Annotated in this window: 17 protein-coding genes; 10 read left to right on the top strand and 7 right to left on the bottom strand. The window is 67.7% G+C overall.

Annotated features, from left to right (window positions below; genetic code table 11):
• Positions 1–435: 435 nt before the first annotated feature.
• From ACOQPP_RS07115 to ACOQPP_RS07090, 6 genes are all read right to left on the bottom strand, one after another.
• Entirely contained in the window at positions 436–549 is a 114-nt protein-coding gene (locus ACOQPP_RS07115; RefSeq protein WP_420636166.1) for a helix-turn-helix domain-containing protein, read from the bottom strand.
• Between the two features lie 398 nt (positions 550–947).
• Positions 948–1,451 carry a hypothetical protein gene (locus ACOQPP_RS07110; RefSeq protein ID WP_420636165.1) on the bottom strand — a complete coding sequence of 168 codons (504 nt, stop codon included), beginning with the start codon at positions 1,449–1,451 and terminating at the stop codon, positions 948–950.
• The gene (locus tag ACOQPP_RS07105; protein ID WP_420636164.1) at positions 1,421–2,185 is read right to left on the bottom strand and encodes a relaxase/mobilization nuclease domain-containing protein; all 765 of its coding nucleotides are present in this window, start codon (positions 2,183–2,185) and stop codon (positions 1,421–1,423) included. Before ACOQPP_RS07105 ends, ACOQPP_RS07110 begins: the two co-directional genes overlap by 31 nt.
• Positions 2,175–2,513, bottom strand: a complete 339-nt coding sequence (locus tag ACOQPP_RS07100; RefSeq protein WP_420636163.1) for a plasmid mobilization protein — start codon at positions 2,511–2,513, stop codon at positions 2,175–2,177. The genes ACOQPP_RS07105 and ACOQPP_RS07100 overlap by 11 nt, the downstream gene beginning before the upstream one ends.
• 213 nt (positions 2,514–2,726) lie before the next feature.
• Entirely contained in the window at positions 2,727–3,197 is a 471-nt protein-coding gene (locus ACOQPP_RS07095; protein ID WP_419164847.1) for a helix-turn-helix transcriptional regulator, read from the bottom strand.
• 491 nt (positions 3,198–3,688) lie between these two features.
• Positions 3,689–5,911, bottom strand: coding sequence for a Calx-beta domain-containing protein (locus tag ACOQPP_RS07090; RefSeq protein ID WP_420636162.1), 2,223 nt, complete (start codon positions 5,909–5,911; stop codon positions 3,689–3,691).
• 573 nt (positions 5,912–6,484) lie between these two features.
• On the opposite strand from ACOQPP_RS07090, the gene ACOQPP_RS07085 reads away from it, so the two are divergent.
• The 7 genes from ACOQPP_RS07085 (at position 6,485) to ACOQPP_RS07055 (ending at position 17,001) form a co-directional block, all read left to right on the top strand.
• Positions 6,485–7,417, top strand: coding sequence for a site-specific integrase (locus ACOQPP_RS07085; RefSeq protein WP_420636161.1), 933 nt, complete (start codon positions 6,485–6,487; stop codon positions 7,415–7,417).
• Between the two features lie 1,133 nt (positions 7,418–8,550).
• Positions 8,551–9,930, top strand: coding sequence for an ATP-binding protein (locus tag ACOQPP_RS07080; protein WP_420636160.1), 1,380 nt, complete (start codon positions 8,551–8,553; stop codon positions 9,928–9,930).
• Between the two features lie 4 nt (positions 9,931–9,934).
• Entirely contained in the window at positions 9,935–13,183 is a 3,249-nt protein-coding gene (locus ACOQPP_RS07075; RefSeq protein ID WP_420636159.1) for a hypothetical protein, read from the top strand.
• Between the two features lie 242 nt (positions 13,184–13,425).
• Positions 13,426–14,073, top strand: coding sequence for an NYN domain-containing protein (locus tag ACOQPP_RS07070; RefSeq protein WP_420636158.1), 648 nt, complete (start codon positions 13,426–13,428; stop codon positions 14,071–14,073).
• A gap of 279 nt (positions 14,074–14,352) precedes the next feature.
• Entirely contained in the window at positions 14,353–14,736 is a 384-nt protein-coding gene (locus ACOQPP_RS07065; protein WP_419165050.1) for a DUF6575 domain-containing protein, read from the top strand.
• A gap of 35 nt (positions 14,737–14,771) precedes the next feature.
• Entirely contained in the window at positions 14,772–15,509 is a 738-nt protein-coding gene (locus tag ACOQPP_RS07060) for a DUF1828 domain-containing protein (protein WP_419165051.1), read from the top strand.
• A 199-nt stretch (positions 15,510–15,708) separates the two neighbouring features.
• Positions 15,709–17,001, top strand: coding sequence for a hypothetical protein (locus ACOQPP_RS07055; protein ID WP_419165052.1), 1,293 nt, complete (start codon positions 15,709–15,711; stop codon positions 16,999–17,001).
• 136 nt (positions 17,002–17,137) lie between these two features.
• On the opposite strand, the gene ACOQPP_RS07050 is transcribed toward ACOQPP_RS07055, so the two are convergent.
• Complete coding sequence (locus tag ACOQPP_RS07050) at positions 17,138–18,217, bottom strand: IS630 family transposase (RefSeq protein ID WP_420636157.1); 1,080 nt, start codon at positions 18,215–18,217, stop codon at positions 17,138–17,140.
• A 329-nt stretch (positions 18,218–18,546) separates the two neighbouring features.
• Here ACOQPP_RS07050 and ACOQPP_RS07045 point away from each other — a divergent pair, with 329 nt between their 5' ends.
• From ACOQPP_RS07045 to ACOQPP_RS07035, 3 genes are all read left to right on the top strand, one after another.
• Positions 18,547–20,481: a nitrilase-related carbon-nitrogen hydrolase gene (locus ACOQPP_RS07045; protein ID WP_420636156.1), complete on the top strand. Its 1,935-nt coding sequence runs from the start codon at positions 18,547–18,549 to the stop codon at positions 20,479–20,481.
• Between the two features lie 125 nt (positions 20,482–20,606).
• Entirely contained in the window at positions 20,607–21,905 is a 1,299-nt protein-coding gene (locus ACOQPP_RS07040) for a lamin tail domain-containing protein (protein WP_420636155.1), read from the top strand.
• A complete protein-coding gene (locus ACOQPP_RS07035; protein WP_420636154.1) occupies positions 21,833–22,207 on the top strand; it encodes a DUF3006 domain-containing protein in 375 nt (124 codons plus the stop codon). Before ACOQPP_RS07040 ends, ACOQPP_RS07035 begins: the two co-directional genes overlap by 73 nt.
• Positions 22,208–22,230: the final 23 nt, after the last annotated feature.

Here is a 22,230-nt window from a genome sequence, read left to right as displayed (position 1 = left end):
CTGGAAGATAAGGAAGTGAGCGGACTCGCCCCGAAACAGGTGGTCTTCGGTCACGTCTACTCCGGCGGCGACATCCGGCTGACCGCTCCTGCCGGCCCAGATCATCCGGTCTCTGTGCGCACCTGTTCGATCGAGGCACCAGGGGTCCGGTGCTCGTCGAGCAGTGCCCTTCCCGATTGGACGCGCTGCCTGAGTCTCTCGCGCGGCGGACTTCGGGGAGGCGGTCCCGGCAAATCGTTCCGGCTAACCGGTTCGCGGAACAAGGTCCCGCGGGCTCTCGGCGACATCGGCGGAGACGATACTGATGCGACCGGGATTCCCGCCAATCGATTCGGTTTTCCCGCTATGGTGACACCGAGCAGTCAGATTTCGACGAACGGCAAGAATGGCAGATCGTGCAGTCCTGTATGAATTTAGACGATTTCCCGCCGCGATTCACGTCCTCCGCGCTCCGCTGATCCAGCGGTAAATTGTCTGACGGCTGATCCCCAGTTCGCGGGAGATCTCCGTAACCGAGTCCTTCGTCCAGGTTAGTTTTCGCAGAAGCACGCGTCGCTCCCATCCGATCACGGCGCCTCCCCTCTCGACGTGGAAGACGCCAAGTTCTGCATCCCCGGACGGAGCGGCTGCTCCACCCGGCCTACGGAACGACGGATGTGTCACGTTTTCGGGCCGCCATACCTGTCACTTTTCACCCGCTACCGACAAAGGCGTGAGCACCACTGACCGACAAATGCGAACGAACGCGATTCCCGCAGTTTGACGCGACTTCCTCGCCATTCCAGCGCGGCGAGAACAGAATCGGCGTATCGGCAGGAAACGCAGATCGTGCAGTCCCAGTTAGACTTATACGATTTTCCGCCGTGATTCGGCTCACCTGCGGCATGAGCGGACAACCTCTTCAAGGCCTCCGTCAACTGCCTCTCCAACTCGCTCATACAGTTCCCTCACTCTCTCGACAGCTTCAACGCCGGACGGTCCCCGTCCACCCACCAGGGCGGATCGGCCAGCACCCCGTCCGGCACCACCACGAACCGCTCGCCCTTGATCTCGTGGAACACGAGCCCCCAGGTGTCCACCTCCAGCTGGGCCAGCGTCCGCCGGGCGTCCTCGATGTCCCGATTCAGTTCGGCGCGGGTCTCGATCCGGTTCTGGATGCTCCTCGACAGCCAGCGCATCGTCGCCCAGCTTCCGCCGAAGAAACCGAGCCAAAGGCTCAGGCCGACGATCAAGGGCCGTTGCCACGCCTTGGCCAGCAACTCGCGTACCTTGCCGGTCGCCTCCTCCGTATCGCGCTCGATGGAACGCAGCGCGTTCCTCGCGACGCGCCGCGAGTTCTCGCCGAGCCGCTCCAGCTCGCTCGCGGTCAACTCCTCGATCTCCCGTCTCTCGCTCTCCAGCCGCTTCCGCAGCCGGTCGGTCAAATCGTTCGCGGTCGAAGTTCTCTCCATACAGTTCTCCTTTCAGCCGCCACCGGTCCCCGCTCTCGGGGTCCAGCGCGGTGAGGTAGTCCTTGCCCTGGCGCGGCACTTCGAGGCCCGCCTCCCGCAGCGCGGCGACGACATCGGCCCGGTTCCGCGCCGTGCCGTGCTCGACGCGCTGGAGCAGGTAGTCGCGGATCAGGTCTCGGGGGGAGGATTCGAGCCGTAGTCCGGCCCGCAGCCGCGCCGCCTCGATGTAGGCGCCGGTGGCCGGGTTGCTGCACCCTGGCCCGCGCGGGATCGTCCGGCCGAGCCCAGCCGTGTTCGTGGTTGAAGGCGTCCCGGAGGGGACCGAAGGTCTTCTCCCAGCCCGGTGGGGCGATGTTGAGGCTTCGCCCGGTTTCCAAGTCGCACCGCGGGGCGAGGATGTGGACGTGAGCGCCGCCACCGCGCTCGCGGTGCAGCACGGCCGCCCAGGCGTAACGGTCGGGTTCGAGCCCGGCCCAGGCCGTGTCCTCGAAGGCGTCCAGGACCGTCTCGATCTCGGCGTCGGTCGGCTCGTCCTCCGGCGCCCACGCGATCACGCCGGACGTGTACCTGTGCTCGAAGTCGAGCGAGTCGGCCACGGCGGCCACTTCGTTCGGATCGCCCCGGAGGACTTCGACGCCCTCGCGCGGCTTCCCGGCCGTGTCCCGCTCCCCGAGGAGGTAGTCGGCCGCGTCGCGCGCCGAGCCGGTTCCGCGGGCCAGGAACTTAACCAGCATCCGCGTCCGAACTCTCGACGGGAGCCAGCGCCGCGAGCGTCCGCTTGATGGCGATGAGGTGGCCGATCACCTCGACGGCTTCGATGGACCCCCGGTGGGTGTTCGCCCACCGAGCGATCTGGTTGAGGTTGTTCCCGATCCGCGCGATCTGGCGGGTGCGCTCGCGCTCGACCTCGGCGTGCGCCACCGTCCAGGTGCGCGTCCGGCCCACCGACCGGCGCACCAGATCCGACAGCGTCAGGCCCGCGGACCGCGCCTTGGCGTGCCACTCGGCACGCTCCGCCTCGCTGGCGCGGACCTTCACCCAAACGGCCCGTCCGGCGCTCACGGCGCGCCGTTTCCGTTTCGGGGGTCAGAGGGGGCACGGCCCCCCGCCAGCCTCTCCTGGGGACACGCGAAGTGTGGCCACGGAGAGTATGCTGGCTCCCCGGCCTTAGCGGCGTCCGACAAGCCCGTGCGCCGCCGCCGCGGGTGCCCGGACTCGACGCGGCGGACGGGCCTCCTCCGCGTGCTCACGCGGCCCGAGGATCTTGGGCCGGGCTTACCCTCGCACACGCTGCCGCCTATGCGCCCGCACACCGGCGCTCCGCGCGATCCGCTCGCGGATCCAGTTCTCCACCTCGGCCTCGACCCAGCGCACCACGCGCTCGCTCAGCCGGATCGCCTGGGGGAAGCGACCCTCGGCCGACCACCGGTAGATCGTGCTCCGCGACAGGCCCGTCCGCGCCTGCACCTCCGATACCCGCAGGAAGCGGGTCGGCGGTCTCGTTCTCCGTTCCATCGCGTTCTCGGTCTCCGCTCTGCTCTTCCGCGTTCTCCTCGCCCGCGCCCCGGGCCTCGACCTCCGGGTTCGGCCGGGAGGAGCCTGCGCCCTGCCCGGGTCCTGGTCGAAGCCTGCGATGTACGCCAGAATCCGGTCCGCCGTCCTCAGCGACGGCGAGCGTCCCCGCGCGATCTGGCGCAGCAGGTTCGGGTCGCCCACCGCCTTCATGCCGAGCGTCGTCGGCCTCATGCCCGTGCGTCCCAGAAACGCGCTTACCCGTGTGTTGAATTGCTCCTCCAGGGTCTCCATGACTGCGGTTCCAGCCGTGTCAAGGACCTCAACGGTGAAGAGGTGTTTTCGAGGAAGTCAACTCTTAGGAAATCTCCTAAGTGTCCCTCCTGTCCGATGTTGTCCGACGTGTCCGTGCTGTCCGGGAGGCCGCCGCCAACGCGGCGGCGAAGCACCTCCGTTGGGCGGTCTGGGGAATGCCGCTGGGCGGATGTCGCGAAGCCCGGTCGGCGGTGGGGATGGGAGCCGCCGATGCGGGGCTGTCCGGGCGGCGTGGCGGATGGGGAGCGCCGGGGGAGCCGTGCCGGCGGGACCGCCCTTTCGGACGGGGATCCGAGGCGGACGGCCGAAGCGGTGCGGCCCGGTTTCTCGGGAACACCAACCGGAAAGAGGGGCGCGCCGGCCGGCGCACCCCTCTTCACACCATCCTTCCCTCTCGGGCGTCCCGCGCCCTACCGCCCGAGGGCGGCCCTGTAGTCCTCCGGATCGTCGAGCGCGTAGTCCTCGCCCGCGACCTGCAGAAGCTCGACGCGGTACAGCGTTGCATCGGCTCCGGGCGGCGTCAGGATCTCGACGACCGCCGCGCCCGAGATCGGCCCGGCCACGATCACCAGCCGGCTGGTCGGCGATGGCTGGGCGGCCTGGACCACCTCCAGGCCCTGCGCGCGCACGGACTCGATCGCCGGTCCGTCGATCCGGAGCACGGCCCCGATGGCGCGCGACCCGGCCGGAACCGAGAACCGGACCGCGAGCGGCCCGGCGGCGGCCTCGCTCACGCGCGCCTCCTCGTCCGGCGGCCGCACGATGCCGTCGCCCATGCCGCACGCCGAAGCGGCCAGCGCAACCACCAGGGCCGCGCCCCATGCCGCGAACCCCCGGCGGCGCGTGCGGACCGAACGCCCCGTCCGGGCCTTCGAGCCCCGCCGTCCGCCGCTTCCGCCGCCGCCCGGGACTCCGCGGTTCCGCGTCCCGCCGCTCCCGCTCCGGCCCTTGCCGGGCGGCGCGGCCGGGTCGCCGACCGGCGAGGAGGGGCCGACGCCGCAGTCCGCCGCCCCGCGCCCGCAGAGGTGCCTCCAGGCGAGCAGATCGCCCAGATCGTAGCGGCCGTTCCGGTTGCCCAGCCGGTCCAGCGCCGCCAGCCGCGCCTCGTCCAGCTCGCCCTCGCCCAGCAGGACCGCCGCCGCGGCCTCGACCGGCACGCCCGCCGCGAGCGCCAGCGCCCGCTCGTGGCTCAGCTCCGGATCGTCCGCGTCCCCGGCCGCATCGCTCGACGCCGAACTCGACGCCGGACCCTCGACCGTCGCCGACAGCGAGTGCGACAGCGCCCGGCCGTCCTTCGTGCAGACCGCCGCCGGGGTGCCGCAGGCCGCCCCGGCCGCGAGCGTCACCGTCACGTCCGCCAGCGAATCCGGCTCGACCGTCAGCTGCCACAGGTCCCGGCGCCGGTTCACCCGACCGGCCTTCGTCGCCCGGCCCCCGGCCACCGCCACCACGTCCTCCCGCAACCGCCGGCCGTTCATCCAGCTGAGCGGCTCGCTGAACGCCACCCGGAAGGTGAACGCCGTCTCCCCGTCGTGGGACGCCGGCATGTCCCGGAACTCCGCCGTCAACGGCGGCGCCGTCTCGCTGTTCCGGATCGTGCCCGTCGCCTTCGCGTCCGCAATCGTTGCGCCGGAGGCGTTGCTCAGCACCAGCGTGAACGTCTCTCCGTCGTCCTCCACGGCGTCGTCCGTGATCGGCACCGACACCGTCTTCTCGGTGTCGCCCAGCGCGAACGTCAGCGTGCCCGTCTTCTCCGTGTAGTCGGACCCCGCCGCCGCCGTCCCGTCACGCGTCTCGTAGTCGACCGTCACATCCGAGCCCGGATTCCCGTCGAGGCTCACCGTGAAGTCGAGCGTTGCGTCCTCGCCCTCGGTCGCCTCCGCGTCCGCCACCGAGAGCGCCGAACTCCGTGTGGTTTCGCCCCGGGTGGTCACCGTCTTCACGGCAGACCACTCGCCGTAGCCGTCGCCGCTCAACGCCTGCACCAGGACCTCGTATCCGACCTCCGGTTCGAGGTCCGTGCGCTTCACGCTGGTCGGCGGGCTGTCGCCGCATCCCTTTCCGGTGCCGCGAGAGCCGGGATAGGACTGCTTCCGCTTATTGATATCGCCGCTCGGGTGGCGGAATTCGACGAGGTAGCACTCGATCGGGAAGGTGCCCGCGTCGGCCGCGTCCCAGCGCACCTCCAGCGTCCCGTCCTCACCCCGCGGCGCCGTTACACGCACGTTCTCCGGCGCCGACGGCAGCAGGCGCGTGTAAGTCAGCACCACCCTGACCGTGTCGCCCTCTTCCCAGTCGAGGTCGGGTCCGGAGGGAAGACTACTGGCTCGAAAACCGTATTGACCTGTACCGTTAGCACCGAAGTTCGCCAACGGAAACTTCGAGTTGCGGATCCAGAGCGTGATTTCTCCGACGTTGGTTCCGGGTGCATTGCCGGAACCGTCCACAGTAAGATTGAGGTTGCCGCTGTCATCCAAAAACAGGTCTTCCACGGTGAATTCATAGTCGGGGTCGAAGTGATTTTTGTGGGGAGGGGACCAGGGCGGGTAGTTGAACGTCGCGCTGGTGCTGAGTTCTCCCCAGTTTTCGATCTCCGAGTATCCAAGATAATCGTTGGACTCCCCCACCGTCATGGTGGTGCTCCAGAGGTAGAAGTTCGTGGTCTGCGCCTCGGCCGGCCCCGCCGACAGGGCGATGGCGCCGGCAAGCCAGAGGCACGCGACAACGGCTGTCGCGCGGGCGGCACCGAAGAGCGCGCGCCGCGCACCGGCGAGGCGCGCGAAGCCGGCCGGCCGGCTGGCGGCGGTTACGGTGTGTCGAGAGGAACGGCCGCCCCCGCGGGACGGCCGGCGGTCAGGCGGCGTTGGCGGTCTGGGGGAACCTGATTCGGCGTTCGGCCCTCTGCGCTCCGCACTCGCGACCGTAACCCGTCGCATGCCGCACCGGGCTATCTCCGTTCGACCGTTCATTCGCCTCTCTCCTCGATGAATGACAGCCGGGCACGGATGTGGGACGACTCGCTGACTCGGCTGCCTGTCTAACTTCCACGCGGACCCTCCTACCGCTCCTCTCGATAGCTCGCGATAACTGGTAGTTATCGAGCGCAAAGTGCTCTGCGCGTATATCCTTGTACCGGAGTCGTTTATGTCCGTTTCAGCACCGGAATCGTGACCCCCCTTCCCGACCCGGCCACTTCGTGGTCACAAATGGGCGAGCGCCTGGCCGAGGTCCTGGAAGCCGCCGACGACGGCTACCTCAGCGGCAACACCGTGCGGGCGCTGAGAGCCGACCTGGAGCGGTTCGCGGCGTGGTGCGCCGAGCGGGGCTTGAGTCCGCTGCCCGCGCGCGCGGCCACGGTCGTGGCCTACGTCGAGGCGATGGAGAGCGTGCGCGCGCCCGCCACCGTGCGGCGCTACGTCTCGAGCATCGCCGCCGTGCACAAGGCGGCCGGGAAACGGAGCCCGGCGGAGCACGCCACGGTGCGGCGCGCCCTGAGCCGAATGCGCCGGCGCAAGGGGAGCCGGCAGGAACAGGTGGAGGGCCTGACCTGGGCGCTCCGGCGGCGCCTGATCGAGGTCGTCGGCGGCGGGGAGCGCCTGATCGACATCAGGAACCGCGCGATCCTGGCCGTGGCCTACGACGCCATGCTCCGCCGCTCCGAGCTCGTGGCGCTGCAAGTCGGTGACGTGACGATGGATAGGGGCGGTTCGGCCTCGCTGCTCGTGCGCCGCGCGAAGACCGATCCGGAGGGCGGCGGGGCGGTGCTGTACCTGCACCGCGACAGCGTGAGGATGCTCAAGGAGTGGCTCGGCGCGAGCGGGATCGGCGAGGGGCCGCTCTTCCGCTCGATGCGCAAGGACGGGAGCGTCGGCGGGGCGCTCCACGGGAGCCAGGTGCCGCGCATCTACAAGGCCATGGCCGAGCGCGCCGGGCTCCCGGCGAAGGTCGTGCGGAGGCTCTCCGGGCACAGCCCCCGGGTGGGCGCGGCCCAGGACATGATCGCCTCGGGAATCGGCATCGCGGCCATCATGCAGGCCGGGCGCTGGAGGAGTCCCCGGATGGTGCAGCGCTACGGCGAGCGGCTGCTCGCGAAGCGCAACGGCGCCGCCCAGCTGGCGCGGCTGCAGAAGCGCCGGTGAGAGGCCCGCCGGGCGGAACCCTTGGTGCCGATGACTCCGAATGGTTATCGTTGTCAACGGTAGGATAGCGCTCGATAACTACCAGTTATCGCGAGCTATTTTTCAAAGATAGCCGATAAGTGGTGAGCGATTAGTGACCACGCGGGCACAGGTCGTGGCCCGTTAGTGACTTCCCGCGCGAAACGCGCTGTCCACTCCCGCTTGGTCCGGCGGAAACCTGGCCGGACCGATCATTCGGGGCCTCCAGCGGGCTCCGCGCCACCCTTCTGCGGGAAGTGGAGCATCGCCAGCTTGCCGACCGTCCGGTCGGTGGTGGCGGCGCTATCGGCCACGGGACCGGGCGCGAAACGCCGCGGGCAGTATCGGTCGCGTCCGACCTGTCTTCAGCTACATGGAACGTCGCGTTGGGAGTGTTCGGGATCCCCCTCCGAGGGCGGGGGACACAGCGTCCTTACGGCTTCTTGGGGAGGCCGTAGTGGGAGGGCCGCGAGGGGAAAGCGATTCCCGCGAATTGAGGCGATTTCCCCGCCGTTTCTGGACGACGGGAGCAGGTACGATCGAAGGGCAGGAAACGCAGATCGTGCAGTCCTGTAAGTAGTTAGACGATTCCCTGCCTTGATTCGCGCCATTCTCAACCTGACGGCCCGTAGATTCCCCGAAGCCAGACTCCGAGCCTCCAAGAGACGCGCAGTACGAGATGGAACGGCGGCGGTAATCAGAGCAGGTCGAAGCCTTGCGGCCGCTGGATCTGACGCGCCGGCGCGGGCGGGACCACGACCATGGTCCGAGCCGCGGGCCATCCGTCAAGTCCACGGGCCAATCGCCTGGCTCTGGGCGGAGCGCCGCGGCCATCGGCAGGCCGCCGTCCGTGTACGGCGCAGCACCTCGTAACTTCCACGCACCATCGGCTTTCTGCCGAGCAGGCTCCTGGAATGTATGATATGGACGATATTGCGACGAAAACGTCCACTTTATGGACGATTTAGCAATAAAATCGTCCACAGAACATCGGTAACACCCACCGCGATGCTTGATGTCCATGCCCCGACACCATACTGTCATTTCCGATGAGGAATCTGGCTGGATCGTAGGCGGCGGGGGCTGGATTGCCTGGCGTTGACGACATTCGGGGTATGTTGGCCCGCACGGGCTGGTGGAGCCATCCACGCTCGTGGGTTCTGGCCGACCGCGATCTTCGCCGAGCGGCCCGGGCACCTTTCGATTACTCGGCGAACGTACTCGACGATCTTCGGCCGGGCGGTCTCTACCTGCTCCGGGGGCCCAGACGGGTCGGGAAGTCGGTCGAGGTCAAGAAGACGATCCAGCGCCTCGTAGGGGATGGCCGCGATCCCAGCAGCATCGTTCACTTCGCCACCGACGGCCTGTTGGCCGAGGATCTCCGGCGAATCGTGGATGTCGCGTCCGAATTCACGCCGCCGGAGGGGCGGCGTCACTGGTTCTTCGATGAGATCACCGCCATCGCCGACGGGTGGCCCGCCGCAATCAAGTGGCTGCGGGACAACGACGCCCGCTTCGGAGACGACACCGTCGTCCTCACGGGATCGTCGGCCGGGGATCTGGGGGAAGCCGTCAGGGCCCTCGCTGGCCGTCGCGGCGGCGTCCCGGACCCGGACCGCGTCCTCCTGCCGATGTCCTTCAGGGCCTTCGTCCGCGCACGTTCCGACATCGACCTGCCGGAGGACGTCCCCCCGCTCTCCGTGGCGGATCTCGTCCCGTCCGCCCTGCCGGAGCGGGTTCGGGCGCTCGCGCCGTGGCTGAACCAGCTCGTCGAGCAGTGGGATGCCTACATCCGCGTGGGCGGCTTCCCGCAGGCCGTCTCCGCCGCTGCGGCCGGTGACGACACCTCCGGGGAACTGTGCCGCGACCTCTTCCAGGTCATCCACGGCGAGGCTTTCGCGCGGGCGGCGTGGTCCCAAGCCCAGTCGGCCGCGTTCACGACACGGCTGGCGAAAGGGCTCGCCTCTCCGACCAACCGCCAAGACATCGCAACCGATCTCGGCACCTCCCGGCAATCCGTCGGCCGACGGATCGCCGCGCTGCGGGAAGCGTTCGTCGTCTGGCCCTGCTATCCGGAGCGCTCCCTCCGCCCCGCGCTTCGGTCCCAGGAGAAGACGTACTTCGCCGACCCCGTCTACGCGCGCCTCTTCCCCCAGGCCGTACCGCCCGATCCCGGCCCAATGTCGGAGCAGCAGCTGGGCGTGGCGCTCGTCCGGTCGTTCCTGCGCGAAGACCCCGCCTCGTACCTGAACTTCGACTCGGTTCTCTATCACCGAACGGGCGGGCGGCGGGAGATCGACTTCGTGGGATCGGCGTTCGGCGACATGGCCATCGAGTCCAAGTACGTGGACGGCGAGCGGTGGGCTCGCGGGGCGGCCGTGATCCGGGGATCGAAGTGGCGCGGCCTCGTGGCGACGCGGCGGGCGATGGACACCCGCGACCCCGAACTCATCGCGCTCCCGACGGGAATGCTGGTGTGGCTCATCGGAGGCTGACGTGGTGAGGGACCCGTTGTACCGGAAAATCGAGCAGCGGCTGGGCGAGAGGCTTGATCCCCACCTCTTCGAGCGATGTGCGGTGGAGTTGCTGCGTGACGCATATCCGGGACTCGCTCCGGTCACGGGCGGTGCCGACGCCGGGATGGACGGCGCGATCCCGAACGCCGTCGGCGAGCCGCTCCCCTTGATCGCGACGACCGCGGAGGACGTTCTCCGCAACCTGACCGGCAGCCTGGAGTCCTATCGGTGCGGCGGGGGTAACGCCACGGCGGCCGTGCTGGCGACTTCGCAGGCGCTCACGCCGCGGAGACGGCGGAACCTTGAGGCCCGCGCGACGGCGCAGGGCTTCACGCTCCGCAACATCCATGACAGGGCCGACTTCACGGGATGGCTGTATCGCGACTCGAAGTGGCGGATGGAACTCCTTGGCCTCGCGGGCGATCCCCCCGCACTGTCGGCGCTTCCCCGCTTCGTCAGCTATCGGACCGTTCACGCACTGATCGGCCGGGACGTGGAACTCGACTGGCTGCGCCGCCGCAGGGGCGACGCCTTGGTCGTGGGGCAGCCCGGCGTCGGGAAGACGGCGCTCTTTCTGGAGCTGGTCCGGGAAGGGCGCGGGCTGTTCGCGGTGTCGGACGATCCCGGCCAAATCGCCGACGCGTTCCGGGACAACCCCGTTCGATTCATCTTCCTTGATGACGCGCATCTCCGGGAGCCACTGCTCGATCTCCTGATCCGACTGAGGGAAGAGCCGGGCTTCGATTTCGGAATCGTGGTGTCGACTTGGCCGAGCCGCGCGCAGGCGCTGGGGCTGCGCCTCTACTTGCCGAGCGACGAGGTCTTGGCTGTGAAGGGCCTTTCCCGCGAACAGGTCGGGCAGATCATTCGCCGGGAGCAGCCGCAGCTCGGGGAGAATGTGATAGGCGAGATCCTCGACCAGAGCGAGGACCCGCCGGACGAGGTGCTGCAAGTGACGGGTTCGTGTCGGCCGGGCCTTGCGATGACCCTGGCTCGCCACACGGCCCGGTTGGGACTCAAGGACCTCATCGGCGGCGGATTGCTCCTCGATGGCCTGAGGCGAGACTCCGGGCTGTCGACGGCGGGTCTCCATTACTTGGCGACGCTCGGCCTGGGAGGACGAACCGGCATGAGGCTGGGTTCGGCGGCGAGAGCGTTGGACCAGCCCGAGATTGAGTTGGCGGAAGCCTTGGACCCCCTGTCTGGGACCGGAACGCTCACCGATACCCCGCACCGCGCGCTCGCCGTCCAGCCGGCGGCATTGCGTCACGCCCTCGTGGCGCGAACCTACTTCTCCGGCGGGCTGAGGTTGTCTTTGCCGTCGGCCATGGAAGAGGTCGAGGATGCCGTCGCCTGCACCGAGACGCTGCTCGGCGCGCTCGCGCGCGGCGCTGCGGTACCGCACGAACGCATCCAGAACCGGCTCCGGCGCCACAGGGAGGCGGGCGTCGGGAACCGGCCCCTCGACCTGTACGCGGCGACGGGGGTGGAGGGGGCACGGTGGGTGTTGGAGAACTGCCCAGACCGCGCATCGTCGATCGCCTCCGATGCCCTGAGGTTCGCGCCCGAATGGGCCCTCGGCAGGCTCATCTCTCTCGCGATCGAGCCCGAATCCCGCGACCGTCGCTGGGAGACGGAATTCCGCGGCGGGTTCCATGCGCTTGAGCAAACGCGTTCGGGAGACCTCGTCGGGGCGATCGGCGTCTGGGTGCGGGCGGGGCGGCCGGGTTCCGATGCGGTGGACCGCCGCCGCCAACTCCTCCGCGCGCTGGCGGAGCACGGGGCGTTGGTTGAGAAGGGCCGGGAAGCAGCCGCTGAACTCGTTCGCTCGTGTTTCTCGCTCGGCTTCCTCCGCATGCGGGGGGATCCCGTGAGCGTTGAGAAATTCACGATGGGGCTGGGCTCGCTCACGAACGACGATGTCCGGCGTCTGGCGCGCCTTTGGCCGGAGGCGATGGAACTGCTCCGCAATCTCGGAGACCCCGGAATCCGATGCGCGCGGAGCGTGATCCGGCGCTGGGTCACCGGTCCCCGGGTCCCCGGTGAACTTCCGGAGACCCGTGCCACGTCGCGTACCGAAGTCACCCGGATGCTTGAGCTGGCCCTGAAGGGGTGGGAAGAGCCGGGTTTCGTGCACTGGGCGCACGACATCGTTCGTGAGCACAAGCTGAAGGTGGCGGTGCCGAGAGTCGACGATCCAACCGTTGTCCGGCTGTTCCCCACGCTCGGTCAGCGGCTGTCGTCGGACCCCGCGGCCCGACACTTCGATGCCGCCGCCCGGCGGTTCGCCGAACAGTGGCGCCGCGAAGAGCCGGGCGTCGTGGCCGGGCGCATGCTGCGCCTGAAACGCCAAGGCAAGCTGAGCGGCCACCACGGGACGCGTCCGCTGGACCTGATCGCGGTTCAACTGGCCGAACTTGTCGACGACCCGTCAACGTGGCTCGATACATTCGCCGGTCGCCCGGTGCCGGAGGAATGGGTCGGCCCGTTCCTCGCCGCAGCCGTCGCCGCCGATCCCTCAGGTGAGGCCCCCTGGCGGACGTTGGAGCGTCTCAACGGGCACGGCGCGGGCATATGGGCGGGTCTCCAGATCGGTCTGTACCTCCGCGACCCGCCGTCCGTGGCCGTTGAGCACGTCATGGCCGCAGCGCGCGAAAACGCCGGCGTGCTGCGGGATGCCGTGCACTGGCCCGACGTTCCCGGTGAGTGGAGAATCCGGTTGCTCAAGGACCGGGACGAAACGGTTCGCAAGGAAGCGGCCGCCGCCCTCTGGGACCTTCACCAGCGCGAACGTCCGCCGGGCGCGATCGGCATACTCTGGGAAGCGGCGGCGGTGACGTGCGGCGAGCCCGAGCTGCTGCACGATGTTCTCCGCCGTGACAGCGACGCGGCGAACGCTTGGATCCTACACCATGCGGAAGAGAGCTCACGACGGAAGGATGAAGGGATCGCTGGGATCGAGGACCCGCTGGAGTTCCCGTTGTCCCCGGAGGACATGAGAATCATGGCGGAGAACGTTGGCCAAGGGTTGGCGGAGGGTGACACTCGTTACTCGCTGAACACCGAACTGCTCGCCGCCGCACGGGACAACATCGACCCGGAGGACCGGCGCAGGCTCATCCGGGACATCCCGTCCGATGCCGATCCCAGGTTCTTCGGATATCTGGTCGAGGCGACCGGAACCTCTATGCCGCCCTCCTCGCGCGGCGCGCCCCGCGCGGGGCGCACCTAGCGCCACTGTGGACGGAACCACCGCCAGCCAACCCGGACGAACTGGCCCAGTTGGCCAGGGAGTATGGCTACACCGGGGCCCATCTGGAGCACCGCCCGTGGTAGCCCATGGGGCCGGTGCGTTGGTCTCGGACGCGTCGAACCCTATTTTCGGACTCGCCGACCCTGCGGAGCCCGATCTCCCGTGCAGAGTCCCAAGTGGGCGAGGGATCGGCGGAGGCGGCCACCAAACGGAGAAAACACATGGAGTCGTGCTTCATCTACTGGGACCACTCGAACATCTTCATCGAGGCCCAGCGTCTCGCGGAGGAACGAGAGGAAGGACCCGGGGCTCGATACCGCGTGCGCATTCAATTCGACCGTCTGTTGACTCTCGCGCACGCCGAACGGTCCGTGACGAGAGCGTACGCGGCCGGTTCGGTGCCGCCCGAGCTTCGACACCTGTGGAACCGCATGGAGGCCCAGGGCATCGAGGTGAGCCTGTTCGACCGCGGCGAGGTCCACCGAGGCGAGCAGGACATGCCGGATCGCCTGCTCCAGCTTCGGATGCTCGAAGACGCACTCGACTACAACGGCGATCCCGGTATCGCGATGATCCTCAGCGGCGACGGGACCGGCTATCTGGAAGGTGCCGGTTTCCACCGGACGCTGGAACGGATGCACGGGAGGGGATGGCGCATCGAGATCCTGTCTTGGGCGAATTCCTGTAACCAGCGTATGCGGCGCTGGGCGCAGGAGAACGGGGTCTTCGTGGCCCTGGACGACTTCTATGAGGCGATCACGTTCATGGAGCCCTCCCGGCCGGGATACGAACTGGCCGCTCCCAGGGATCCCGCAGCCCTCGACCTGTCGCGTCGCGAGACCTCGCCGCCGGGTTTACCGGCTCCATAGTCCCGGACCGCGAACGAGATGGCCCTCGCCAGCCACGGAAGCTATCGAGAGTCCCTGCCGCCGGACTGCCCTCTGGAAACCACGCCGGGCCTGCGGTCTGTCCGTGCTCGCGGAGCGTGCGCTCCGGCTTCCGACACTTCGGGGGCGGTTGATTTGCCGCCTTCGGCTGCGCGAGGGCGCGGGCCGGATTCAGTAGACCCGGACGCGGATCGCATCACACTTGGTGGCCGCTGGCTGGCCACGACATCCTGGCCCACTGTAACGCGTGAGACCGGCCCCATGACGACGATCACCCACGTTTCGACTCTGTTCGATTACGATGGCCCGCAGCTGTTCGAGGCCCGGGACGCCGCAGGGAATCCTTATCTCGGCCTGCTGGTTCCATCGCCAGAAGCCAACGAAGAGCGCTGCCTCGTGGTCGCAGTGACCGCCAGCCGGTTGCGCGGGTTCCGCGACGGCCACATCGACCTGCGCTCCGCCATCCTCGACGCTGCCAAGGATGTCTGGTATCTGGCGAGGGGTTGTCCAGATCTCGGCCACGGCGTGGAGATCGAGGCGCAGCCCGCTCCGCTTTCCGGGGGAGACCTGCTGCCGGACGAGAGCTTCTTCCTGCCGAACGCTCCCGTCGAGTTGCCGGGCGAAGAGCCCACCGTGCGGCCGTGAGGATGGAGGGGATAGTCAAGGCCTTCAGGGAGAAGGTGTGCGAACAGGTTGAACTCCTTCCCGAGGGGATCAACCGGTACCGGGTGCTCACGCCGTTCGAGTTTGACGACGGCGACGGCTTGGTCATCGTGCTGAAGCAGGATGCGGGAGAGTGGGTCCTCACGGATGAGGCCCATACGTTCATGCGTCTGACGGACGACATGGATGAAGCGGATCCGCGCCGGGGCACGCGACAGAAAATCATCCGCAACGCCCTCGCGGCGTTCGGGGTCGAGGACAGGGATGGCCGCCTCGTTCTCCCCGTTCCCGGCGACCGTTACGGGGACGCGCTGTTCTCCTTCGTTCAGGCGATCATGAAGATCGCCGATGTGTCCTACCTGCAACGCGAGCATGTCCGCTCGACGTTTCTCGATGATCTGCGTTCGTTCCTCGCGGAGTCCGTCCCCGGGGAGCGCCTCCTCTTCGGCTGGCAGGACCCCGTGCACGATCCCAACGGGATCCATCCCGTGGACTGTCGAATCGACGGACCCGCCGAGCCACTCTTCGTCTTCGGAGTCCACAGCGACGGGAGAACGCGCGACGCCACCATTACGCTGCTTCAGTTCGAGAAGTGGCGGATCGCGTTCCGGTCCCTCGCCGTCTTCGAAGATCAGGAAACCATCGGGCGCAAGGTTCTGGCTCGCTTCACCGACGTGTGCGAGCGCCAGTATTCGAGCCTGGGCGGGAACAGGGATCGAATAAGGGGCTACATCGAGCAGACCGTGGCCGCGTGATGAGAGGCGGGCGAAGGGACGACGATCGATCCCAAGGGGCTCAGACACGAACCGTCGCAAAGTCCCAAGGGGGCATGAACAAGGTGGAACTTACCAGGCGGCATATCCTCTTCCAGGAGACCGGGACAACTACCGCCAGGCCATCTTCGCCGCCATGGGCGTCCATCCCCGCTGAGTCCCGATTCATGTGCGCCCGACGATGGATATTCTGAATCTGACGAGGCTGATCTCGGAAAGGGCTGCGCCGCCGCTGAGCCCGCTGCCTCTCGCCCATTTGGGCTACTACGATCAGCTACGGCACCACCGGTGCTTCATCACGCACGGGATGCTCACCATTGCCTCGCGAAACATGGCTCACCTGCAGCGCACCCGACGGCAACTTGGGCACGACGACCTCTCCAATCCTGCCGTGCAGGCCGCCGTGCAGGACGCAATGCTCCGCAATCAGGCTTCAAAGCCCAGTGCCGGCCGACGCTGGCTCCTTGAGGTTACTACGTGGGCACCGTGGTCGGTGTATCTGTGTCTCCTTCTCGCAGAACTCGAACACTACCGTCGGCAGCAGACCCCGGACGTGTCCTACGCGCCCGTCAACGCCTACCTGCACGAAGCCTTACCCTTCACCGATCCTCTTGAAGTATTCCGCGACAAGTTCCTGCACCCTAAGAAGCCCGTGCGGCTCTTCGAGATTCTCCAAGAGTTCATGGCTGCGACAAGTGGGGAAGGCATCGACTATTCGACCGTGGCTTCGATAGGCCAAGGAGTTGTCGACGACTACTTGGGATGGCTCCACGCACGCTTGTACCTCTCCTTGGTGGACCAGAAGTCGCGGCTATCAAAGAGCCGAACGGAGCAAATCGAACGGGTTCTGGCGCTGCCTCTTCCTCAGCCCCCAGGCCAACCGGCGCATGATGTGGTCCAGATGCGGATACAGCCGCAAACCGCAGCTTTCCTCAACGAGATGCAATCAGTGGGATTGGAACTTTCGGCCTCGACGGAAGCGGAGTTTGTGCACCTGTTGCTTCCATCGATTGCAATTCGCAACGAACGTCTTGCTCGGTCCAACGCGAAGATGGGACACGACGGCGCGGCGTGGGCCTCCGGGGGAGACCCGCGAGCCAGCTCGGCAAGGCGGCGAGGCGCCGCGAAACGGGCGGAGGAATCCGAGTTCGAGGCGTCGTGTGACGCCGTCGCTTGGGCACTGCTGCACGATCCCGTGCGGATCTACAGAAAGACGTCCAGGCAGTGGGACTTCAAGGTTGAAGCCATCGAGGACTTGGCGACGGATGAAGCGTTTCGGAAGTACAGTGGCCTTCGGAATATGGTGTTTCACGTCGGCCCCGGGCATGGTGGCTCGAGGGGCGCTGTTCCCGCCGTGGATTGGGCCGAGGCCTTCAGGAAGAGCGACTACACGCAGGTCGTGGCTGGACTGCTGAGGTTGTGCGGCTCCGGCCGGTTAAGGCAGAAGCGCCTCCAGGACCGGCGCGGAGTATGATCCACCCTGATTCGCGGATAGACTGCCGATAGATGCCATGATTCCTGCTTTCATCACGGCGGCTCAGATAGAGGAGGCCATTCGGCGGATTCGTCGCGATGGCGTTCCGCGCCGGAGACGGAGTCGGCGATACTGCCTAGTGTAGTGCCGCTAAAGTGGAGTTCGCACGGTTCACTTTCGCCAGGATGTCCTCCACGGCGGCGGTCCACTTGAACGGCGCCGGGTCCCGGTTCCGGTCGTCGATGTAGGCCGTGATCGTGTCGGTCAGCTGCTTCACGCTGGTCACGGCGAGCCGCTTGAGCTGGCGCTGCGTCAGCTCCGAGAAGAAGCGCTCGACGAGGTTGAGCCACGAGGACGACGTGGGGATGAAGTGGAACTTCACCCGGGGGTGCTTCTCCAGCCACGCCTCCACCCTCCCGTGCTTGTGCGTCGAGTAGTTGTCGAGGATGACGTGAAGGTCCAGCTCCGGATCGACCCGCGTCTCCACCTCGGCCATGAAGCGGAGGAACTCCCGGTGCCGGTGGCGGGGCATGCACTTGTGGATCACCTCCCCGGTCGCCACGTCCAGCGCCGCGAACAGGGTCGTCGTCCCGTGGCGCTTGTAGTCGTGCGTCATCGTGCCGCACCGGCCCTTCTTCCACGGAAGCCCCGGCTGCGTGCGGTCCAGCGCCTGGATTTGGCTCTTCTCGTCGAAGGCGAACACGACCGCCCGCTCCGGCGGGTCCACGTACAGCCCCACCACGTCGCGGAGCTTCTCCACGAACTCCGGGTCGGTCGAGAGCTTGAAGGTGCGCGTGAGGTGGGGCTTCAGCCCGTGCGCGCGCCACACCCGCCCCACCTGGCTGTGGTGCACCCCGGCCGCCTCCGCCATCAGGCGCGTGCTCCAGTGCGTCCCCCGCGGAGGCTTCTCCTCCAGCGTCCGGCGCACGATCTCAGCCTCCACCTCCGGCGTGATGCTCGTTCGCGGACGCCCCGCGCGGGGCCGGTCCTCCAGTCCCGCCGGACCGTCCGCCTCATACCGGTCCAGCCAGCGCTTCACCGTCGGCAGCGAGACGCCCACCTCCCGGCGTAGAGCCCGGGCCGACAGGCCGTCGGCCGAGCCGAGGATGATCCGGGCGCGCTCGACGCGCCGCTGCGGGGTCGTGCGGGCCCGAACCCAGCTCTCGAGCTCCTTGCGGTCCCCGGGTCGCAATCGGATCCTTCGTATCTTGGGCATGCATGAAAGATAGCACCCCCTCAACGTTATGTACATCGCTCTTTAGCGGCACTACACTAGTGGTGGATGGCGCCCACTATCCTCCAAAGTTAGCGATTTCACTGGCCCACAAAGTCGCTACGGGCCGACCGTTGCCCTCGAACGAATTCTCCGGCGGTGCCGAGTCCAACGGCTTCCTGCGAGCCCGCGGTTATGAAGTCGTCGAGCACGGTTGCGCCGGTAGACTGCGGACCGGAAGCCGGATCTCTCCTCCGCGCGGAATTCCGGTCCCGGACCTCGCGCGGAACCGCGTGCGGAACGGCCCGGCAGGTTCGCACAAGTCCGGTGCCGTGAGGGCACGACATCCGGGGGCGCGTCATTCCGAGCGCTGCCGGGAATGCAAGACAAGGGTTGGGGAACTGCTGGAGCGGATCTACGGGGCCTGTCTGCCCAATCACCGGTTCCCGTGGCCAACGAACGTCTCTTCCTACGTCGGCACTGCGGTCTTCCCAACCCTCCGCAATGTGGTCGAGGCCCTGGAGAAGCACGGAGGGTTCCGGCACGAGGAGTTCGTGAGGGCGGCGACGCTGGCGCCGTGCGACTTCTGGGTTCCCGACCCGGGGTTCGTGGTGGAGTTCGATGAGAGCCAGCACTTCTCGGCGCCTCGCAAACTGGCGCTCTCGCACTATTCCGACAGCGAGCAACTCGGATTCTCGGCGAGACGCTGGATGGCGCTGTGCGAGCGGCACAACGCCAGGGACCGCGATCCTCCATACCGGGACGAGCAGCGGGCTTGGTATGACACGCTCCGCGACCTCGTACCGTTGGCGGAGGGTCTCGAACCGACGGTGCGGCTGTACGCCCGCGACCATGTCTGGTGTTCGCTGAACCCGGAGAGCGCCGCGGATCGGCAGCGTTTCTCGGACGTTCTCCGTACGGCCACCCTGCGGGCGGCGCTGGTTTTTCCGCGGATCGGCACGGGGACGGGAGAGGGAGTACCACCGATTGTGGCGGGAGCCCGGGAGCCCGATGTCCCGACCGTCGACTCCTTTCGCGGCGAAGCCGTCGACTTCGTGCTCTTTCCCGAGAGCTACGTCTCGGCGTCGGACCATGTACGCCTCGGTCTGTTGTCAAGGCTCTCGCAGGATTTGCAAGCGACATTGCTGGTGGGCGCGGTCGAGGTGGCCGCGAACTCCGAGGGGCGACCGGTGGAGTGGCAGATCCTCCTCCGCTTCGAGCCCGACGGTTCCCGGCATCGCCAATACACCAAACACTCCACCGCCGCCGGGGTCGCATTCGAGAATCCGGATTGGGAGCCGACGGCCGCGCTCCCGACCTTCGAACTGGGTGGGGTCACCGCGGGGGCCACAATCTGCCATGATCACTATCTGGGCCTTCTCCCGCGTTTCCTCGCGGAGAGAGACGCCCGCATATGGGTCAATCCGAGTTTCGACAACGTCAGAGCCAACAAGTGGTCGGCGGTTCTGCGCCTCCGGGCCGTCGAGAATCGTTTCTTCGCCCTCTGCACGCTGCACGATGACGAGACGAAACACGCCCGCACACGTCCATTCGCGTTCTCGCCGAATGGTAGTGAACTGCGGGCGCGGCGGGCAGGTTCAGCGGAGGCAAGACCTCTGTCGGACTGCAAGGAGTCCGGGGCCATCTACGTAGTCGAACTCGATACGAACATGGCCGGGAAGCCGCTCGACTTGTCGCGGCTCCCACTTCCCGCGAGAGCGGCAACCGAACGGAGGTCGACACCCCGAGACGCCGTCCGGGTCGCGGTGAGAGACGGCCGGCCGGTGGTTCGAGGGCGCTCGGGGTGGCGAACCGTGGCTCAGCCCGGGACGTATGTCGAGACCGGGCGGGGACCGGTGTACGCCGGGGTCGTGCCCAATGAGCGGATTCTTTCCGCAGCCGCCTGTTTCGGCGTCATCGACCGGGCGAAGAAGCAAGGAGGCGCTCCGATCATTTGGAACGCGTGGGATGACCTGCCAACCGATCCGGCGCGTCTGGGCTTCCTCATGTTCGGTCGGGCGATCGAGTGCTGCGCGCCGGTCGTGATCTCCGACCGATCCGGGATTCGCGAACTGGTCGAGATTACGCAATACAAGGACCCGGTTCGCCGACCCGTAGGAACGACCGGAGACACGATCCTTGATCTTCAAAACGCCCGAGGTCTGGACAGCGCGTTCAAGATCGTCGCGGAACACCTGCGCGGGGATATGAAGGGGATGGCGCTGGAACGCTACCGGAGTCTTACAGGACCCGCTACCGATCCCTGAGCGCTCACCGCCTCCACGAGGGGCTCTTGTCTCGCCGTGATCGGACAGGTCAGTTGGCCTCCATGTTCCAGTGCCGCGTGAAGAGGTCCCCAGGGCGGGGGATTGGGCGCTACTCGCCTGCCCGCTTGCCTGCCGTTGTGTCGCTCGCGGCCCTGCTGTCCGTCGCTGCCTCCGCGGCTCCCGCACGCGCGCACGAGGGCGCGCCGCCCGCCGAGACGCGTGTCACCGCTGCGGGCCGGTCCTTTCCTGCCTCACCGGCCGACTCCGTCCTTCGGATCATGTTCCTCGATGTGGGGCAGGGGGACGCGGTGCTCGTTCAGGCGCCCACCGGCCAGGTCGCGCTGATCGACGCCGGACGCGGCGCCGTCGTTCCAATCCTCCGGCAGTTCGGAGTCGGCGAGATCGACCTGCTTGTCGCGACGCACCCCCACGCGGACCACATCGGCGGCATGGTCCGCGTGATCGAGACGTTCCCGATCCGCTTCTACATGGACAACGGCCAGCCGCACACGACTCAGACCTACCGGCGGCTGCTGGCCGCCCTCGACGCGCGTCCCGGGATCACATACCTGGAGGCTTCGCCGCGGACGCTCGCGCTCGGGGAGGTGGAGATCGAGGTGTTGCCGCTACTCCCGCGCGGGAGCACGGAACACAACGATCGCTCGGTCAGCCTGGCAGTGCGCTACGGGCACTTCACGGCCTTCCTCAGCGGCGATTCGGAAGTGCGGCAGCTCAGCCACCTCGTCGAGCAGGGCGCCGTGCACCAGACGACCGTGCTGAAGGCCCCACACCACGGGAGCGACAACGGCTTCACATCGGCTTTCCTCGATATGGCCCGGCCCGACGTCGTGGTGATTTCGGTGGGACGCAACCCGTACGGCCACCCACGGCCCGCCGCTGTGCAGGCATACGACGCGTCGGGGGCCACGATCTTCCGTACAGACCTGCACGGCCATGTGTTGGTGCGTGGCCGTCAGAGCGGCGACTATGAGGTCGCAGTCGGTGGAAACGTGGCGCTTCGCGGCAGCGCGCGCGGCGATGATCCGGGGCCCGTTCGCATCCCGGTGCCCGGGTCCGACCCCGGAGGCACGCGGGACGTCGGCATCCGGATTCGGGTGCACGCCGATGCCCCCGGCAACGATCATCGGAACCCGAATGGCGAGTACGCGGTGATCGAGAATCTCGAGTCCGAAGACCGGGCGATCGGCGGCTGGACGCTCTGCGACCGGGCGAACCACTGCTTCACGTTTCCGCCGGACGCGCTGCTGGCGGCCGGCGGCCGGCTCGTCGTCCACACCGGCTCCGGACAGGCGGACGGCACGCGGTACTACATGGGTCGGAGGCAGGCGGTGTGGAACAACGGCGGCGACACCGCGACGCTCTACGACAGCGGGGGGGCGGCCGTGGTCATGTTCAGCTATTGAGCGCCGACCGGCCGGGGCCCGGTGCCGATCTACACGGCGACATCTGGGTGGTAGACCGGGTGGAAGGACCGGTTGCCGTACTGATACGTGATGGCGATGAGCGCTCTCGGGACGTGCCGCTGCAGGAGTTGCCGGCCGGCACTCGGCCCGGAGCGGTTCTGCGCGTTCCGAGCCCGGGCGGCCACCCCAACTGGTCCGCCGCCATCCTTGACGACGACGCGCGCCGCACTCGACTACGGGAGGCGGAAGAAACACTGGCCCGGCTGCGACGACGCGATCCAGGCGGCGACGTGAAGCTGTAGACCGCCCGTCCGGCCGCCTTTCC

Origin of the sequence: Candidatus Palauibacter sp. (genome assembly GCF_965222475.1) — a bacterium.
GTDB lineage: Bacteria > Gemmatimonadota > Gemmatimonadetes > Palauibacterales > Palauibacteraceae > Palauibacter.
The sequence above is the reverse complement of the archived record's forward strand: the minus strand, read 5'-3'. Positions and strand labels throughout refer to the sequence as shown.

Bases quoted from the DNA above. Each gene is read 5' to 3' on its own strand.
- ACOQPP_RS07085 (WP_420636161.1), top strand. From the start codon at position 6,485: ATGGGCGAGCGCCTGGCCGAGGTCCTGGAAGCCGCCGACGACGGCTAC.
- ACOQPP_RS07070 (WP_420636158.1), top strand. From the start codon at position 13,426: ATGGAGTCGTGCTTCATCTACTGGGACCACTCGAACATCTTCATCGAG.
- ACOQPP_RS07090 (WP_420636162.1), bottom strand. From the start codon at position 5,911: ATGACGGTGGGGGAGTCCAACGATTATCTTGGATACTCGGAGATCGAA.
- ACOQPP_RS07095 (WP_419164847.1), bottom strand. From the start codon at position 3,197: ATGAGGCCGACGACGCTCGGCATGAAGGCGGTGGGCGACCCGAACCTG.
- ACOQPP_RS07110 (WP_420636165.1), bottom strand. From the start codon at position 1,451: ATGGAGAGAACTTCGACCGCGAACGATTTGACCGACCGGCTGCGGAAG.
- ACOQPP_RS07080 (WP_420636160.1), top strand. From the start codon at position 8,551: ATGTTGGCCCGCACGGGCTGGTGGAGCCATCCACGCTCGTGGGTTCTG.
- ACOQPP_RS07065 (WP_419165050.1), top strand. From the start codon at position 14,353: ATGACGACGATCACCCACGTTTCGACTCTGTTCGATTACGATGGCCCG.
- ACOQPP_RS07050 (WP_420636157.1), bottom strand. From the start codon at position 18,217: ATGCCCAAGATACGAAGGATCCGATTGCGACCCGGGGACCGCAAGGAG.
- ACOQPP_RS07055 (WP_419165052.1), top strand. From the start codon at position 15,709: ATGGATATTCTGAATCTGACGAGGCTGATCTCGGAAAGGGCTGCGCCG.
- ACOQPP_RS07105 (WP_420636164.1), bottom strand. From the start codon at position 2,185: ATGCTGGTTAAGTTCCTGGCCCGCGGAACCGGCTCGGCGCGCGACGCG.